We start from the raw sequence: 15,206 nt of genomic DNA, 5'->3' as shown, positions 1-15,206 counted from the left end.
CGAAAGTCCGACAAGTTTCAGCGTCGGGTGGGTGATACGACGCGGGACGGCCCATCGTTGCGAGGTCCCGTACCCTGACGAGGTGACCTGGATGCGGAAGCGTGATCACAACATTTTTGCGAACGCCGCATCGCTGCTGATCTGCGGGCTCCTGGCGGGTGTGGTTGTGGCCGCCGCGGCCTTCCCCGCGGTTGCGATGTCGGGCCTGGCGGCCAAGGCTGGGGCGGAGACCTTCGACCGGCTGCCCAGCGAGCTGACCGTCAAGCGGTCGCCGCAGATGACATACGTCTACGCCTCCGACGGCAAGACGCTGATCGCCACGATGTACGACGAAAACCGGCGTGACGTCCCGCTCAAGGACGTCTCGCCGATCATGCAGGAAGCGATCATCGCGGCCGAGGACCACACCTTCCGTACCCACAACGGCGTCGACGCCAAGGGCATCGCCCGCGCGTTCGTCGCCAATAACCAGGCCGGCAGCACCACCCAGGGCGCATCCACGCTGACCATGCAGCTCGTCCGCATGCTGATCGCGTACTCGGCGACCCACCCGCAGGACGTCGTCGCCGCCACCGAAGACACCAACGCCCGCAAGTTCCGCGAGATGAAGTACGCGCTCCAGCTCGACAAGGAAATGACCAAGGACGAGATCCTGGAGCGCTACCTCAACATCGCTCCCTTCGGCCGCGGGGCGTACGGGATCTTCGCCGCCAGCCAGGTCTACTTCAGCAAGCACCCCCGTGACCTCAAGATCGAAGAGGCCGCGCTGCTCGCCGGCATGGTGAAGGCCCCGTCAGCGTTCGACCCCACGACCCCGGCGGGCAAGCCGCAGGCCCTCGACCGGCGCAACTACGTGATCGACAACATGGTCGAGATCAAGGCGATCACACCCGAGCAGGCCGCCGCCGCCAAGGCCGAGCCGCTCGCCGTCAAGGACAAGCGCACGCCGAACGGGTGCGTCGCCACCAGCAAAAACCACTGGGGCTTCTTCTGCGACTTCTTCTACCGCTGGTGGATGGAGCAGGAGACGTTCGGCGCGACGTCGTACGACCGGGAACGGCGGCTCAAGAGCGGCGGCTACCGCATCGTCACCACGCTGGACGTCAAGGCCCAGGCGGTGGCCAAGGCCAACATCGACAAGCACCTAAAACCCACCAACAAGAACGCGTTGATGCTCGCCGCCGTCGAGCCGGGCAGCGGGCGGGTGCGCGCGCTCGCGGTCAACCGGGTATTCAAGCTCGACGACCCCGCCAAGCCGCAAAACAAGATCTCGTCCAACCCGGCAAAGGCCCGAAAGGGCATCCGCGGCACGTACCCCAACACCACCAACCCGCTGCTCACCGGCGGTGGTGACATCCACGGCTACCAGTTCGGGTCGACCTTCAAGATGTTTACGATGGTGGCCGCGCTGGAGCGGGGCTACCCGCTCGAGACCACGATCAACACGGTCTCGCCATACCCGTCGAAGTACATCATCGACTCGAGTTCGCCCGCGGCCTGCAAGGGCACCAACAAATACTGCCCGGAGAACGCCGGTCGCAAGGGCTACGGCCCGATGAACATGTGGTCCGCGTTCGGCCAGTCGATCAACACGTACTTCGTGCCGCTGGAGGAGCGCGCCGGCGCGGCCAACGTGGTCGACACCGCCAAGAAGATGGGCATCCAGTTCCGGGCCAGCAGCGACGCCGCGCTCGCCAACAACCGGGCGGCCGCCGACCAGTGGGGCGCGTTCACCCTCGGCGTCTCCTCGGCCACCCCGCTGGAGATGGCCAACGCGTACGCCACGCTGGCGGCCGACGGCAAGTACTGCGAGCCGATCCCGGTGCAGGAGATCGTCGACCAGGACGGCAACAAGCTCGACATCGCCAACCCGCGCTGCGAGCAGCGGATCAAGGCCGACGCGGCGCGCGCCGCGGTCGACGCGGCCCGCTGCCCGGTGGGTGACCGGTCTGCGACGTCGAAGTGCAAGGGTGCGACGGCTGGGCGGGCGCGCGACATCGTCGGCAAGCCGATCATGGGTAAGAGCGGCACCACCGACAGCGCCAAGACCGCGTCGCTGATCGTCGGCACCAAGCAGCTCATGGTGGCCGGCATCATCGCCGACCCCGACTGGGCTCAGACCAGCACGCACTTCACGCACGACGAGGTCAACGACGCCGTGTGGAGCACCGTCCGCGACGCGATGAAGGGCAAGCCGTCGCAGCAGTTCACACCCCCCAACGGCAAGATCGTGGAGGGTGACCAGCGGTCGATCCCGGACGTCAAGTGCAAGACGATCGACGAGGCCCGCAGCCGGCTCAAGTCGGCCGGCTTCGAGGTCTTCGTCGACCCCACGCCGATCGACTCGCCCTGCCCCGCGGGCACCGCCGCCGGCACCAGCCCCGACGGTCGCACGATCAAGGGGGGCATCGTGAGCGTCCAGGTGAGCAACGGCAAGGGCGCGCAGCCCGGCACCCCGGGCAGTCCGCCGACCCGAGGTCCGGGCGGACGGCCGATCTTCCCGCCACCGAGAGACTAGGGCCTATCTGGTGGGTCTTGTGGGTGCGAGGCGAGGCCGAGGCGGCGGTCCGGTGGTGCCGGAGCGGGCGTCGTGGGGCTCAGGCCTCCCGGCGCCCGTCCGCCATATCGCCCGGTCGTGCCGTCAGCCGGCCAGCTGGCGGCGTACCTCGGCGGCCACCCGACCGCCCTCGGCCCGGCCCGCCACCGCGGCCTGTGCCGCCTTCATGGCCGGGCCCATCTGCGCCATCCCGCTGAACCCGCCGGCGGCGAGCGCCCCGGCGACCAGCTCGGCCAGCTCCTCGTCGGCGAGCTGCTTGGGCAGGTAGCGGGCCAGCACGTCACCCTCGGCCGTCTCTTTCGCGGCCTGCTCGGCGCGGCCGGCGCCAGCGAACGCGACGGCGGCCTCGCGGCGCTTCTTCGCCTCCTTGGTGAGCACCGCGAGCACCTCCTCGTCGGACAGCTCGCGCTTGGTGTCGCCCGCGACCTCGGCGTTGCCGACGGCGGCCAGCGCCATCCGCAGGGTGGATGTGGTGACCTCGTCACGCGCCTTCAGCGCGGCGCGCATGTCGGTCGTGAGGGTGTCCTTGAGCGAGCCCATGGTGGGTCAAACTACCCTGGTCGGCATGCGGAAGCGCACACTGCTCGGACTCGCCGCGGGCACGGCCGCCGCCGGCGCCGCCACGCTGGCCTACGCCTCGCTCGTCGAGCGCAACATCTTCACCCTGCGGCGGTACGACGTGCCGGTGCTCGCGCTGGACGCCGAGCCGCTGCGCGTCCTCCACCTGTCCGACCTGCACATGATGCCCGGCCAGCGGCGCAAGCAGGAGTGGGTGGCCGCCCTCGCCGGCACCGACCCCGACCTGGTCGTGGTGACCGGCGACAACATGGCCCACCCCGATGCCGTACCGGGCGTGCTCCACGCGCTACAGCCGCTGTTCGACTACCCGGGCGCCTTCGTCTTCGGCTCGAACGACTACACCGGCCCCGTCATGAAAAACCCGTTCAGCTACTTCAACCGGCACGAGCGCACCTCCCGCCGCCGCCACGGCGCCGAGCTCCCCGCTGACGACCTGCGCGACCTGCTCGTGGGCCACGGCTGGGCCGACCTCAACAACGCCCGTACCACGCTCAAGGCCGGCGGCCGCCTCATCGAGCTGGTTGGCGTCGACGACCCCCACATCGAACGCGACGACTACCCCTCGGTCGCCGGCGCCGCCTCGGCCGACGCCGGCGTACGGCTGGGCCTGACCCACTCGCCCGAGCCGTTCATCCTGGACGCCATGGCCGCCGACGGCTTCGACCTCCTGCTGGCCGGCCACACCCACGGCGGCCAGGTCCGCGTCCCGTTCGTGGGCGCGCTGGTCACCAACTGCGACCTCCCCCGCTCGATGGCGCGCGGCCTCTTCCGCTGGCCCGGCTCGGACGCCTGGCTCCACGTCTCGGCGGGGCTGGGCACCCACCCGACGGCCCCGGTCCGCTTCGCCTGCCCACCCGAGGCATCGCTGCTGACACTCATCCCGCGCTGACCGGATACCGAGTTTGTCCGGCTGAGGCCGTGGGCTACTATTACGCGGGCACTGCCTCGGGGTGTGGCGCAGTTTGGTAGCGCGCTTCGTTCGGGACGAAGAGGTCGTCGGTTCAAATCCGGCCACCCCGACAGAGAAACGCCAGGTCAGGACCGATCTGCCATACGGGAGATCGGTCCTGACGTCACTCTCCCAGGTGATCGGGGCGAAATCTGGGAGACGATCTTCAAGGCGGCCCGAAACGGGCCGCTCGCGCCGCCGCCTGGGCGCGCGCCCGCCGCTTAGCTGTCGCACGCGGCGGGACACGCCTAACGCCCGTCGGCTGGCGCGAAGATGCGAAACCCCGGGCCGCCAAGACTTCGACGGTTCCCGGGTGTTGATGTTGATGGGCCGGCAGCCGGCCGGGCGCCGCGCCGAGCTGGACGCGGCGAAGCCGCGTGGTTGCGGCCGTGGCGCGACTCGCTGCCGGTCGTGGCGGGGCCGGCAGCGCGAAGTGTGCGGGGCCGCCCCTCCAAGGCCAAGGGCGCTGCGCGTCGCAAGCGACGGCCGCAAGCGGCCGCCCTTGACCTTGGAGCCTCTGCGACCCCTGGGCCGGCTATCGCCGGCAGGCCAGGGGCCTGCCCGAGGTTGCTCGCGCCGCCGGCCCCACCACGACCTTCGTGACAAACTGGCCAGGCCCCGCCAGCCGTCGGCCTCCGGGTTGTCAATGTCCACTTGGCGTGAAAACTCCCGGATGCCGATTTGCCATAACCAATGAAGCCAGGCGACTGGGCGTTAGACGCGCGTCAGGATCCTCGAATTCTCTGTTTGATTATCCGCAGGATCTCCCTGCGAGCACCTGGTGCTTTCCTCTGGCTCGAAAGGTCATCGCGAAGGCGATACATATTCTTCTTTCTACCCTCCGCCTGACCTTCTCTTTGTTGACTCAATAGTTCATCGAATTCTTTGGCGGCCGTTGCGAGCACCTCGTCTCGCTTAGGCTCATCTAAGTCGGACAGGTCGTAGGTTTGGTTCCATTGCTCGGCAAGCTCAGCTTCCGAGAAAGGTCCTGCGCAAGCGGCGACCAGATCGCCCGTACGTGGCGGAAACCGCGTATCTGAGAAGTTCATACGTTGGTGTAGATATGCGACTCCTTCCTCCGATAGGCAGGCGATTCGTTTGTCGAGATGCATGGCCGATGTCTCCACGCGCCCACGCAGCTCAAATACCGCAGCGTACGAATCCTCCGGGTTTACCATCTCGTCATCGGAACCTCTCTCGTAGAGGTTTGGAAGTGGCATTACGTCGTAATGGCCCTTCCACCCAGAGAGTTCGATAGCTGCGTACTTGATGACTCGAAGTGCTTGCAGTGCTTCTCGGAGCTTATAACCGTCCCTCATACTGCATGGATGCGATACAACCATTGCCAGCCGTGCCTCGTCGCCGTCCGTTGCTTCTACGCCCGGAATGTCCACGTCCTCGAAGACATCGCCAGTCATGATGGGTCGCAGAAGAGTGACGTCTGAGCTCCGCGCGATATATAGCTCGCTGATCGCTCTAGGCGTCTCCAACGGATCAGTCACACTAACTCCCCACTGGCACGATGGAAATGGAGCCATCCTCACCGCGGACAAGCGTCGTATTGCTAGCAGATTGCGTCGCCGATGTACCGATCTTATGCAACAGATCATCCAGCCCGATGTGGTTATCTGCGTAGGATAGCAACGGTACTGCAAGTCCTGCCGTGTAGATCGACGCCTTTGTTATCGATCGATCGATCCCAGATTCGATCGGCGTCGCGAGCCAAGCAGCTGGATCAGTCACTCCACCCTGATCCTCAAGGAGCTTCATGTAGGCTGCGAGCTGGCCGAGTGCGTAGAGGCGCTGTGTTGAGATGTCACCCCCGTTGCGCCATTTCCGAATCGCTGGCACGCTGACCTTAATCAGCCTGGCGATGTCACTCCAGCCTAGGCCGTATCCTTCTGTGAGCTCCACCAAGAGAGCCTGAAGGCCGCCCTTAAGCCTCTTGTCGGTTTCCACGTCCCACAACTGTCGCAGCAAGGCTTCATGCTTTTGAGCGGCGTCGAGCGTTACCATGCCTGCCTCATCGCGATCGGCGGCAGCACGCTTCGTGGCCTGGCTAATGGCGGTCGGGTGGTCAGCCGGTTCATTGCTGCGAAGTACGTTGCTGACGTTGGTTCGCGTCATGGAGTCCTCGAAATGCGAGATGTCAGGCACCTCTATCCCCTGCCCTCTCCGCGCCTTCTTCCGTCTCGGAAGGAGGAACCCTAAGTACTTCTTCGCGAAGTCTTTCAGTGATGCTCCAGTTGAAAACCGCCTCAACGGCGTCGTGTAGGCGATCGACCACATCTAATACCTCCTTCCGCGTGGCCGCTACGGGAGACTTCGCTGTACCACTAACAAAGCTGTCGATGTCCAGTATGAAACAAGGGCCATCGATTTCCTTCAGTTGAAGCACGTCATCGGGCTCTAGGGGTGAGTCAGGCAGAGGTCCGTAGTGTGCGTACGTGTGTTCGGGCCCAGACAGTGAGTGGAACCCGAGGCCAGCTTGCAGGTACGACGCAGAGTAGCCTACCGGATGATCATTCAAAGGGGAAAGAAGGCATGGATTGACATATGGTCTCCAGTCCAAGATCCGACTAGCGCCGGGTACCCTGATCTCATTGATGTACCGAAGGCCAAGTCGTGTCGGGGATGCCCAAGGCACGGACTCCAAGGCCAACAGCACCGAATCGATGCACTTCCTCAAGCCGCCATACGATACGTACGCTGTAGTTTCGACCGTTACGCCGTTATAGCGTAGGGTAACTGCCCAATCGCGATCCACGTTGGACCTACGTAGCACCAAGTCGTTCTCGTGTACGGGCAGCTGCGCGTCATCGCCTTCCCTTACGAACGACTCCACGTTCGGCAGGTCGGACGTCAACCCCTCCTCGAAGGCGTCCCACACTGGACGTGTTGCGATTCTCCGACGGACAGGGAACCGTAGTTCGAAGGAAACTAAGCGCACTGGTGGGTTTGGGAAGTTTTCCCATTCTGTCATATATACTCCCGGGGACGAGCCTGGCCTCTAACCAGAAGTGTAACCCGAACTGTAACCGTGGTACAGTGCGTTTGGTTGCGACACCTCGAACGATTGTCCCGTTTTGACCAAGATCTGACAGTCTGCCGGGACTGCGGAGACTGTGCCTGCTCGTGTTCCTGGGCACCGGCTGCGAGGATCTGACTCGTCGTACGCCTCTTGGTCCGCAGGTCGTCGCGGGCCACAGCGTGGGCCGACGGCCATACCCGAGGTGTTGATACGTCCGTGGGGATGCCGAGGCTGCCAGCATGACAACGAGGATTTCCATTGAACACCACATCATGGGTGGCGCGCGCCATGCGTCGCTGCCACAGGGCAGACCCGGCTACATCGTTCCTAAACCGGATGCCCTGGTAAGGCTCACACCTGAGATCAAGAAGTGCCAGCCACGCCAGGCCGCGAGTTGGGAGAGAATTGGGAGACGATCTTGCAGCACAACCCCACTCAGGGTGCAAGCGGACCGATGAAGACCAGCTATGTAGCCAGCTCAACGCCCATGTCCGCCGGCACCTCCTAGAAGTTGACCTTGTTCGGGACGAAGAGGTCGTCGGTTCAAATCCGGCCACCCCGACAGAGCAAGCCAGAGTAGGGCCATCTTCATTGGTGAAGGTGGCCCTTCTGCATCAGTGGGTTAGGGGACTCGGCCGTCCAGGGCGGCTTCCAGGCGCGACGTGAAGTCGTCGGGGAGTTCGCCGTCGTTGTCCAATGCCTCGTTGACGCCCTGCCGGAAGGTCCGGCTGAACTGGGCGTAGTGCGGCGTCACCGGGCGCGGGCGGGCCACCCTCAGCGCGGACAGCAGGGTCTTGGCGTACGGGTACCGCTGGTTGACGCTGTCGTCGTGATAGACCAGCTCGCGGGTCGCGGCGAAGCCGCCGCGTTCGAAGAGGATCTGCTGGCTGCGCGGGCTGGTCAGAAACTGGATCAGGGCCTTGGCGGCCGCCGGCTGGTCAGTGCTGCTGGCAATCGCGAGGTTTTGCCCGCCGAGCACGCTCGGGCCCGGGAGCGGCACCACGTCGTACTCGATGGTCTTGTTTTCGGTGGTGGTGTCGAGGTCGCGGAGGGCGAGCGGCCAGTTGCGCATGAAGAGCAGGCGCCCCTCGCGGAAGGTCTGGGTCGTCTCGGCCTCGTGGTATGTGCGGGCGTCGCGGTCGATGACCTGCGGGTTTGTCTGCGCCAGCCCGGTGGCGAGGCGGCGCAGGCCCGCGCGGGCCTCGGGTGAGTCGATGACCACGTTTCCGCCGTGGTCGACGACGTCGCCGCCCTCGGCCCAGATCGCTTCCAGCGCGTTGACCGTGAGGCCCTCGTAGTCGGCGAGCTGGCCCGCGTATCCGGCGGCGGGCTGCCTGTCGTCGGGGATCGCGTCGAACGCCTTGGTGATGTCGCTCGTCAGCTGCGGCCAACCCGTGGGCGGCTGGAAGTCTCCGACCAGGTCGGAACGGTAATAGAGCAGGCCCGCATTCGTGTAGAAAGGCAGCGCCCACAGTTTTCCGCCCCAGCGGCAGGTCTCCAGCGGCTGCGCGAGAAAGCCCTCCAGCTCCTCGCCGGACACCGGCATCTCGCGGATGAAACCGCGGTCGGCGAATTCGGCGACCCACGGTACGTCGAGGCTGAATATGTCGACGTCGCTGCTGCTCGCCTCGGCCTGCCCGACGATCTCGCTGTAGTGGTCGTCGGCGACGCCCTGGAGCGCCCGAAACTCCGCCTTGTGCTCGGGGTGCGTGGCATTCCACTGCCGCACGAGTGCGAGCTGCTGCTCGCCGATGCTCTCGTCGAAGCTGCTGAGGATGACGATCGTCCCCTCCTCCAGCGCCTCGCGGCCAGGGCGGTCGATCAGGTAGTTGGCGCCGACCACCGCGAAGACGGTGCCCGCGGCCAGACCGGCGGCGAAGCCGGACCAACCCCAGGCACGGCGTACACCGCCCCACGCCCAGCCGATGCGCGACATGTCAGGGCCCTCCCCACAGCGACCTGAAGAGGTCTTCCAGCACCTTGTCCGTCCCCCTGACCTCCGCGTCGAAGCAGGCCCCGCCCGTGCCGTCGGCCAGGTCGGCCAGCCCTTGGCGGGCGCAGCTCGCCGCGCCGACGGCGAGGACGAAGACACGTACCCGCCGGTCGCGGGCCTCCTCCCGGAGCGGGCCCTCGGTGAGGGCCGCGTCCTGGTCCTGGCCGTCGGTGAGGATGACCACCGCGGCCGAACGGGTGTCGTCGCTCGCGCCCACCGCCCGGACGGCCTGCTGGACCGCCGGGCGAAGCGGGGTGGGACCGCCGGGTCGCACGGTGGCCAGCGCGTGGGCAGCGGCGTCACGGCGGGCTGGCGGGCTGGCCGGGCCGATGGGCACGAGCGAGCGTACGGCACCGGGCGCGCCCGGGTAGACCCACAGGCCGAACTCGTCGCGTTCCCCCAGATAGGACAGTGCGCTCTGGACACCGGCGGCCGCCACCCCGAAGCGCGTCGTGCTGGCACCGGGAACAGCGAGCCCCATCGAGCCGGAGGCGTCGAGCATCAGCAGCACCCGACTGTGCCGGACCGCGCGCCGCTGGGCGGCCAGCACGGCCTCGACGGCCGGCTCGGCCGGCAGGGCCCGGGCCTTTGGCGTGGCACCCAGCCCCGGCACCGCGCCGAAGCGCTGGCTGACCGGCTCGCTGATGGTCGTCCGCTGTGGACGGAGGCCCAGGCTCAGCAGGACGGACCGGCCGCCGGACGACTTCAGCCAGGCGGTGAACCCGTCCGCCGCCGCCCGCTGGGCCGGCGAGGTGTCGGCCCACCGGATCGCCACCACCGGATGGTCCAGCGTGAACGTGTCGGACGGGTAGAACGCGGTCAGGATCTGCTCCTCCGGCAGCGGCGTCCCGGCCGATGCGCACCGCCCGCCGAGCCCGGCGCCCTGGTTGAACCGCACCATCGCCTGCTCGGTGACGATCACCGCAGTCGGCGACGTGCCCTCGCGGCGGTGCTGGCAGAGCAGGCTCGACTCGGTGCCCGGCGGGTAGTGCCCCGCGTCGAGGCCGCGCGCGAGCTGCTGCTCGACGGCCCGGGTCCGCGCGATAGGCGCGATCCGGTCGGGGTGGCCCTCGTCCGTGTACAGCGCGACGGTGGCGAGCCGCCCCACCGTGGAGGCGACCGGGTCAGGGCGGGCGAGGCCCCAGCCCCGCTCGTCCGCCATCGCGATCAGCTCGGACCAGGTCCGGCCGTGGCGCGCGCCGTCGACCTCGCGCGCCGCGGCGCCGGCGGGCACGGCCAGGACGATCGCCGACGAGGCCACCACCGTCGTGGTCACCCCGACGAGACGGTCCGTGGAACCGGCGAGAGCCTCGCTCGCGTACAAAGTGGAGTCTGGCAGCCACAGGTCGGGCCGGGGATAGGCGCCGCCGTCCACATTGGGCCAGCCGTTGAGCAGCCGCTCGCGGGCCTCGTCGGGCGGCTCGGCGTAGACGTGCATCCGTACCGCGGGGCAGCCGTGGTGGTCGCGCGCGGTGTGCCGCTGGTACTCGTCCGCGAGGTATCTGATCGGCTCGACGCCCTCCGGAGTGGCGAGCACGCGCAGCATCGTGGGGTGGTCGCAGCCGGACCACCACACGTCGGTCGCCTCGGCCCAGCCGCCCGCGCGCGGGCCCACGGCCCAGACCAGGGTTCCGGTGATCAGCACGGCCAGCCCGCCCAGCACGACGGTGCGCCGGATCCGAAACCGTGGTCGCGCCGGGTCTTTGGGGCGCGGCTTGCCGGCGCTGACGAACCCGGTCGTGGAAAAGACCAGGATCACCGCGCCGATGATCAGAGCGACCCACCGGAACGGGTTGGACGGAGTGCCGGTCGAAATCGTGACCGCGACCGTCGCCAGGACCCCGGCGAACAAATAGAGGGCCCGCTTGAGCGGAGGAGGCGGGTCGGCGGGCAACCACTGCTCCTCTCCGCGAGGCCGCGATCATGATCGACCGATGTCACCGCCCGGCAACAGCGGAAACATCGCCGCAAAGGATAGCCCAATATCGCAACCGACCGGTCCGCCGCGAAAATCGCTATTGACGCTGGTCAAGGCCGATTTTGAGAGCCGCTCGTCCTGGCACACGTCGAGGGCGACGCCACGGGGCCAAGGACGCGTGGTCAGCGGGTGGCCATCTCGGCGGCGAGCAGCTCGGCGATCTGGGCGGTGTTGAGCGCGGCGCCCTTGCGCAGGTTGTCGCCGGTGACGAAGAGGTCGAGCGAGCGGGGGTCGTCCATCGAGCGGCGCAGCCGTCCCACCCACGACGGGTCGGTGCCCACGGCGTCGATCGGCATCGGAAACTCGCCCGCCGCCGGATCGTCGACCAGGATCACGCCGGGCGCGTTGCGCAGCGCCTCGCGGGCGCCCTCGGCGTCGACCTCGGTGCCGAAGACCGCGTGGACGGCCACCGAGTGCCCGGTCACGACCGGCACCCGGACGCAGGTGGCGGAGACCTTGAGGTCGGGCAGGCCGAGGATCTTGCGGGACTCGTTGCGGATCTTCAGCTCCTCGGAGGACCAGCCGGCCTCCTTGAGCGAGCCGGCCCATGGCACCACGTTGAGCGCGAGCGGCGCCGGGAACGGCCCGAGGTCGTCGCCGACCGCCTGCCGCACGTTGCCCGGGCGCCCGCCGAGCAGGCGATCGCCCGCGACCTTGGCGAGCTGGTCGTGCAGCGTGTCGACGCCGGCCTGGCCAGCACCCGAGACGGCCTGGTACGAGGCGAGGACGAGCTCGCGCAGGCCGTACTCCCGGTGGAGCGGCGCGACGGCCACGATCATGGCGAGCGTCGTGCAGTTGGCGTTGGCGATGATGCCCTTGGGCCGGTTGCGCAGCTGCTCCGGGTTGATCTCCGGGACGACCAGCGGCACGTCCTTGTCCATGCGGTAGGCGCCGGAATTGTCGACGACGACCGCCCCCCGCGACACCGCGATCGGCGCCCACTCGGCGGAAACCTCGTCGGGCACGTCGAACATCGCCACGTCGACGCCGTCGAACACCTCCGGCGTGAGGGCCTGGACGGTCAGCTCCTCGCCGCGGCACTGCACCTTGCGGCCGGTCGAACGGGCCGAGGCGACGGCGCGGATCTCGCCCCACACGTTGCGGCGGGAGGAGAGCAGGTCGCACATGACGGTGCCGACCGCACCGGTGGCGCCGACGACGGCGAGTGTGGGCATCGGCATGCCTACCTCCCCGTCCCGGCGTACACGACCGCCTCTTCAGCACCACCCAGGTCGAACGCGGCGTGCACAGCGCGCACGGCGGCGTCCAGGTCGGTGTCGCGACAGACGACGGAAACCCGGATCTCCGATGTGGAGATCATTTCGATGTTGACGCCGGCCTCGCCGAGCGACGCGAAGAACTTGGCGGCCACCCCCGGATGCGAGCGCATGCCGGCGCCGATCAGGGAGACCTTGCCGACGTGGTCGTCGTACAGCAGGCCCTTGAACTTGACCGTCTCCTGCACCTTGCTCAGCGCGGCCATCGCCGTCGGCCCGTCCGCCTTGGGCAGGGTGAACGAGATGTCCGTGCGGCCCGTGCCCTCCGTGGAGACGTTTTGCACGATCATGTCGATATTGGTCTCGGCGTCGGCCACCGTCTGGAAGATGTGGGCGGCCGCGCCCGGCTCGTCCGGAACGGCGACGATAGTGATCTTCGCCTCGCTCCGGTCGTGGGCGACCCCGGTGATCAGTGCTTGCTCCACGGGAAGGTCCTCCATCGATCCGGTGACCATGGTGCCGGTGTTCTGGGAGTACGACGAGCGGACGTGGATCGGGAGCCCGGCCCGCCGCGCGTACTCCACGCTGCGCAAGTGCAACACCTTCGCACCGCACGCGGCCAGTTCCAGCATCTCTTCGTACGTGATCTGCTTGATGTGACGAGCGTTGGCAACGATTCGCGGGTCTGCGGAAAACACGCCGTCGACGTCTGTGTAGATCTCACAGACATCCGCCCGCAGCGCCGCGGCGAGCGCGACCGCGGTGGTGTCGGAGCCGCCCCGGCCGAGCGTGGTGATGTCTTTGGTGTCCTGCGAGACGCCCTGGAAGCCGGCGACGATCGCGATCGCGCCCTCGTCGAGCGCGCCGCGCAGGCGGCCGGGCGTGACGTCGATGATCCGCGCCTTGCCGTGCACCGATGTGGTGATCACGCCAGCCTGCGAGCCGGTGTAGGACCGGGCCTCGAAGCCGAGGTTGTGGATCGCCATCGCGAGCAGCGCCATCGAGATGCGCTCACCGGAGGTCAGCAGCATGTCGAGCTCGCGCCCGGCCGGCACGGGGCTCACCTGGTGGGCCAGGTCGAGCAGCTCGTCGGTCGTGTCACCCATCGCCGAGACGACCACGACGACATCGTCACCCGCCTTGCGGCTGGCCACGATCCGCTCCGCGACTCGCTTGATCCGCTCCGCGTCCGAGACCGACGAACCGCCGTACTTCTGCACGACGAGTGCCACGGCAGTCTCGCTCCTTCCCACATCGCCCGTCACAGCCGGCCGCATGCCGGCCACAGCGCCTCACGTGCCGACGCCGCCGGTCCGAGGCCGGCGGCGCCACGTAAGACGACACCAGGTTACCGGCGCCCTGTGACGACCCGAACACGCGATCCCAGCATCCGGCCGGCGCCCGGTGTGGGAGGCACGCCGCCGCCCGGCGTGTCATCCGCTCCGCTCGGGCCGGGACAAGAGAATGTGAACGTGTATACGCGCGGAATCGCCGGCACCGCGGCACTCCTCGGGCTCGTCGCACTGACCGCCTGTGGCTCCGACGAGCCGGCGCCCGAGGCGGGGGCGCCGACGACCGCCGCGCCGACCGGTGCGCCCGACGCCCGCGTACAGCTCGCGGGGCTCGCGGCGGCCGCACAGGACCGCAAGATCACCGCGCTGTACACCTGGTCGGCACCGGGTCGCTCGGACCGTACGGTGGTGCTGACCAGCGCGGCCGACGGCAGCTGGCGGGTCGACGTACCGCTCGGCGCGCTCGGCGGCACCGCCGACGTCTCGATTGCGCAAAATGCCGCCGGACTCTTCCAATGCGCGCTCCCCTCGGCCGAGCGGCCGGTGCAGCCCACCTGCGTACGGGTCGCCGAGCCGGACGGCGCGCTCGACCGCGGCATCGATCCGCGGGTGCAGCATCCCTTCACCGACTGGCGCGAGGTCCTCACCGACCGCACCGCGCCGCTCTCCGTCTCGACCGCGCAGCCGCTGCCCGGCGCGAGCGGAGCCTGCTTCTCCGTGGAGACGACCACCGCGTCGGTCAACGCCCCGCTCGATGCCGGTATCTACTGCTATGCGCCGGATGGCACGTTCACCGGGGCGAAGGTGAGCTTCGGCACGCTCCTGCTCGCCGGCCAGCCCTCCGCCGCGCCAGCCGCGATCACGCTCCCCGGTCCGGTCGTGGCACAGGAGCCGCTGGGTATGGCCGCCCCGCCGTCGCCCACGCCCACCCCGTCACCGACCCCCTCCGCATAAACCCTTAGTTGATCAGTAGACACGCCGGGTGACCCCCGAGTGGTGACAGAGCGTCCGATACGGCACACTCGGCGCCATGTCCGAGCTACACCCCTTGCTCGCGACCCGGTGGAGCCCGCTTGCCTTCGACCCGGTCGCCGTCCTGTCCGACGAGGATGTCGGCTCCCTGCTCGAGGCGGCCCGCTGGGCGCCGTCGTTCGCCAACAGCCAGCCGTGGCGGTTCGCCGTCGGCCGGCGGGACGAAGAGACGTACAAGCGGATCCTGGAAAACCTCTCCACCGAGTGCCAGCGCTGGGCCGGCAACGCCTCGGCGCTGATCGTCGCCGCCCACCTCGACGATGCGGCCCTGCCCCACGCGCCGTACGACCTGGGCCAGGCCGTGGCGCATCTCACGGTGCAGGCCACCGCGCTCCGGCTGCACGTCCACCAGATCGCCGACTTCGATGGGGACGGCCTTCGTTCCGACCTCGAAATGGCCGACGACCTGCGCCCATCCGTCGTGGTGGCGATCGGGCGGCTGGGTGACCCGGCGATCCTCCCGCCCGACCTCCGGACCTGGGAGACGGCGCTGCGCACCCGCGCTTCCATCGCCCAGCTCTTGGTAAACCAGGGGTCGATCACCTAAAGTGTCGATTGTCATGTGGCAGGCGCTCCTT

The 15,206-nt window shown here is 68.1% G+C and carries 12 protein-coding genes and 1 tRNA gene; 5 read left to right on the top strand and 8 right to left on the bottom strand.

All coding sequences use genetic code 11. The annotated features are described in order from the left end of the window. Nucleotides 1–91 precede the first annotated feature (91 nt). Nucleotides 92–2,518: a penicillin-binding protein gene (locus RB614_RS20500; protein WP_308714174.1), complete on the top strand. Its 2,427-nt coding sequence runs from the start codon at nucleotides 92–94 to the stop codon at nucleotides 2,516–2,518. A gap of 123 nt (nucleotides 2,519–2,641) precedes the next feature. On the opposite strand, the gene RB614_RS20495 is transcribed toward RB614_RS20500, so the two are convergent. Further along, a complete protein-coding gene (locus RB614_RS20495) occupies nucleotides 2,642–3,097 on the bottom strand; it encodes a GatB/YqeY domain-containing protein (protein WP_308714173.1) in 456 nt (151 codons plus the stop codon). Nucleotides 3,098–3,122: 25 nt separating this feature from the next. Here RB614_RS20495 and RB614_RS20490 point away from each other — a divergent pair, with 25 nt between their 5' ends. Both RB614_RS20490 and RB614_RS20485 read left to right on the top strand, forming a co-directional pair. Further along, the gene (locus tag RB614_RS20490; protein WP_308714172.1) at nucleotides 3,123–4,025 is read left to right on the top strand and encodes a metallophosphoesterase; all 903 of its coding nucleotides are present in this window, start codon (nucleotides 3,123–3,125) and stop codon (nucleotides 4,023–4,025) included. Nucleotides 4,026–4,082: 57 nt separating this feature from the next. Next, nucleotides 4,083–4,156 (top strand) — tRNA-Pro (locus RB614_RS20485). Nucleotides 4,157–4,810: 654 nt separating this feature from the next. On the opposite strand, the gene RB614_RS20480 is transcribed toward RB614_RS20485, so the two are convergent. The 7 genes from RB614_RS20480 to RB614_RS20455 all read right to left on the bottom strand — a co-directional run bounded on the left by RB614_RS20480 (nucleotide 4,811) and on the right by RB614_RS20455 (nucleotide 13,536). After that, a complete protein-coding gene (locus RB614_RS20480) occupies nucleotides 4,811–5,503 on the bottom strand; it encodes a hypothetical protein (RefSeq protein ID WP_308714171.1) in 693 nt (230 codons plus the stop codon). Between the two features lie 85 nt (nucleotides 5,504–5,588). Then, complete coding sequence (locus tag RB614_RS20475; RefSeq protein WP_428983069.1) at nucleotides 5,589–6,242, bottom strand: hypothetical protein; 654 nt, start codon at nucleotides 6,240–6,242, stop codon at nucleotides 5,589–5,591. Continuing rightward, entirely contained in the window at nucleotides 6,235–7,068 is an 834-nt protein-coding gene (locus RB614_RS44315; protein ID WP_428983068.1) for a TIGR04255 family protein, read from the bottom strand. The genes RB614_RS20475 and RB614_RS44315 overlap by 8 nt, the downstream gene beginning before the upstream one ends. Nucleotides 7,069–7,738: 670 nt before the next feature. Next, the gene (locus RB614_RS20470; RefSeq protein WP_308714169.1) at nucleotides 7,739–9,052 is read right to left on the bottom strand and encodes an extracellular solute-binding protein; all 1,314 of its coding nucleotides are present in this window, start codon (nucleotides 9,050–9,052) and stop codon (nucleotides 7,739–7,741) included. A gap of 1 nt (nucleotide 9,053) precedes the next feature. Further along, nucleotides 9,054–11,003, bottom strand: a complete 1,950-nt coding sequence (locus RB614_RS20465) for a vWA domain-containing protein (protein ID WP_308714168.1) — start codon at nucleotides 11,001–11,003, stop codon at nucleotides 9,054–9,056. Nucleotides 11,004–11,209: 206 nt separating this feature from the next. Continuing rightward, the gene (locus RB614_RS20460) at nucleotides 11,210–12,268 is read right to left on the bottom strand and encodes an aspartate-semialdehyde dehydrogenase (RefSeq protein WP_308714167.1); all 1,059 of its coding nucleotides are present in this window, start codon (nucleotides 12,266–12,268) and stop codon (nucleotides 11,210–11,212) included. Between the two features lie 2 nt (nucleotides 12,269–12,270). Continuing rightward, nucleotides 12,271–13,536: an aspartate kinase gene (locus RB614_RS20455; protein WP_308714166.1), complete on the bottom strand. Its 1,266-nt coding sequence runs from the start codon at nucleotides 13,534–13,536 to the stop codon at nucleotides 12,271–12,273. Nucleotides 13,537–13,776: 240 nt separating this feature from the next. Here RB614_RS20455 and RB614_RS20450 point away from each other — a divergent pair, with 240 nt between their 5' ends. Together RB614_RS20450 and RB614_RS20445 are read left to right on the top strand one after the other, a co-directional pair. Continuing rightward, nucleotides 13,777–14,550 carry a hypothetical protein gene (locus RB614_RS20450; protein WP_308714165.1) on the top strand — a complete coding sequence of 258 codons (774 nt, stop codon included), beginning with the start codon at nucleotides 13,777–13,779 and terminating at the stop codon, nucleotides 14,548–14,550. A 76-nt stretch (nucleotides 14,551–14,626) separates the two neighbouring features. Then, nucleotides 14,627–15,175 carry a nitroreductase family protein gene (locus RB614_RS20445; RefSeq protein ID WP_308714164.1) on the top strand — a complete coding sequence of 183 codons (549 nt, stop codon included), beginning with the start codon at nucleotides 14,627–14,629 and terminating at the stop codon, nucleotides 15,173–15,175. The last annotated feature ends 31 nt before the right edge of the window (nucleotides 15,176–15,206 follow it).

Source organism: Phytohabitans maris (genome assembly GCF_031085175.1).
Lineage (GTDB): Bacteria > Actinomycetota > Actinomycetes > Mycobacteriales > Micromonosporaceae > Phytohabitans > Phytohabitans maris.
This window is presented reverse-complemented; position numbering and strand designations above follow the sequence as displayed.

Excerpts from the sequence above, each read along its gene's own strand:
- RB614_RS20500 (WP_308714174.1), top strand. The coding sequence starts at position 92 with ATGCGGAAGCGTGATCACAACATTTTTGCGAACGCCGCATCGCTGCTG.
- RB614_RS20495 (WP_308714173.1), bottom strand. The coding sequence starts at position 3,097 with ATGGGCTCGCTCAAGGACACCCTCACGACCGACATGCGCGCCGCGCTG.
- RB614_RS20490 (WP_308714172.1), top strand. The coding sequence starts at position 3,123 with ATGCGGAAGCGCACACTGCTCGGACTCGCCGCGGGCACGGCCGCCGCC.
- RB614_RS20480 (WP_308714171.1), bottom strand. The coding sequence starts at position 5,503 with ATGACTGGCGATGTCTTCGAGGACGTGGACATTCCGGGCGTAGAAGCA.
- RB614_RS44315 (WP_428983068.1), bottom strand. The coding sequence starts at position 7,068 with ATGACAGAATGGGAAAACTTCCCAAACCCACCAGTGCGCTTAGTTTCC.
- RB614_RS20470 (WP_308714169.1), bottom strand. The coding sequence starts at position 9,052 with ATGTCGCGCATCGGCTGGGCGTGGGGCGGTGTACGCCGTGCCTGGGGT.
- RB614_RS20460 (WP_308714167.1), bottom strand. The coding sequence starts at position 12,268 with ATGCCGATGCCCACACTCGCCGTCGTCGGCGCCACCGGTGCGGTCGGC.
- RB614_RS20445 (WP_308714164.1), top strand. The coding sequence starts at position 14,627 with ATGTCCGAGCTACACCCCTTGCTCGCGACCCGGTGGAGCCCGCTTGCC.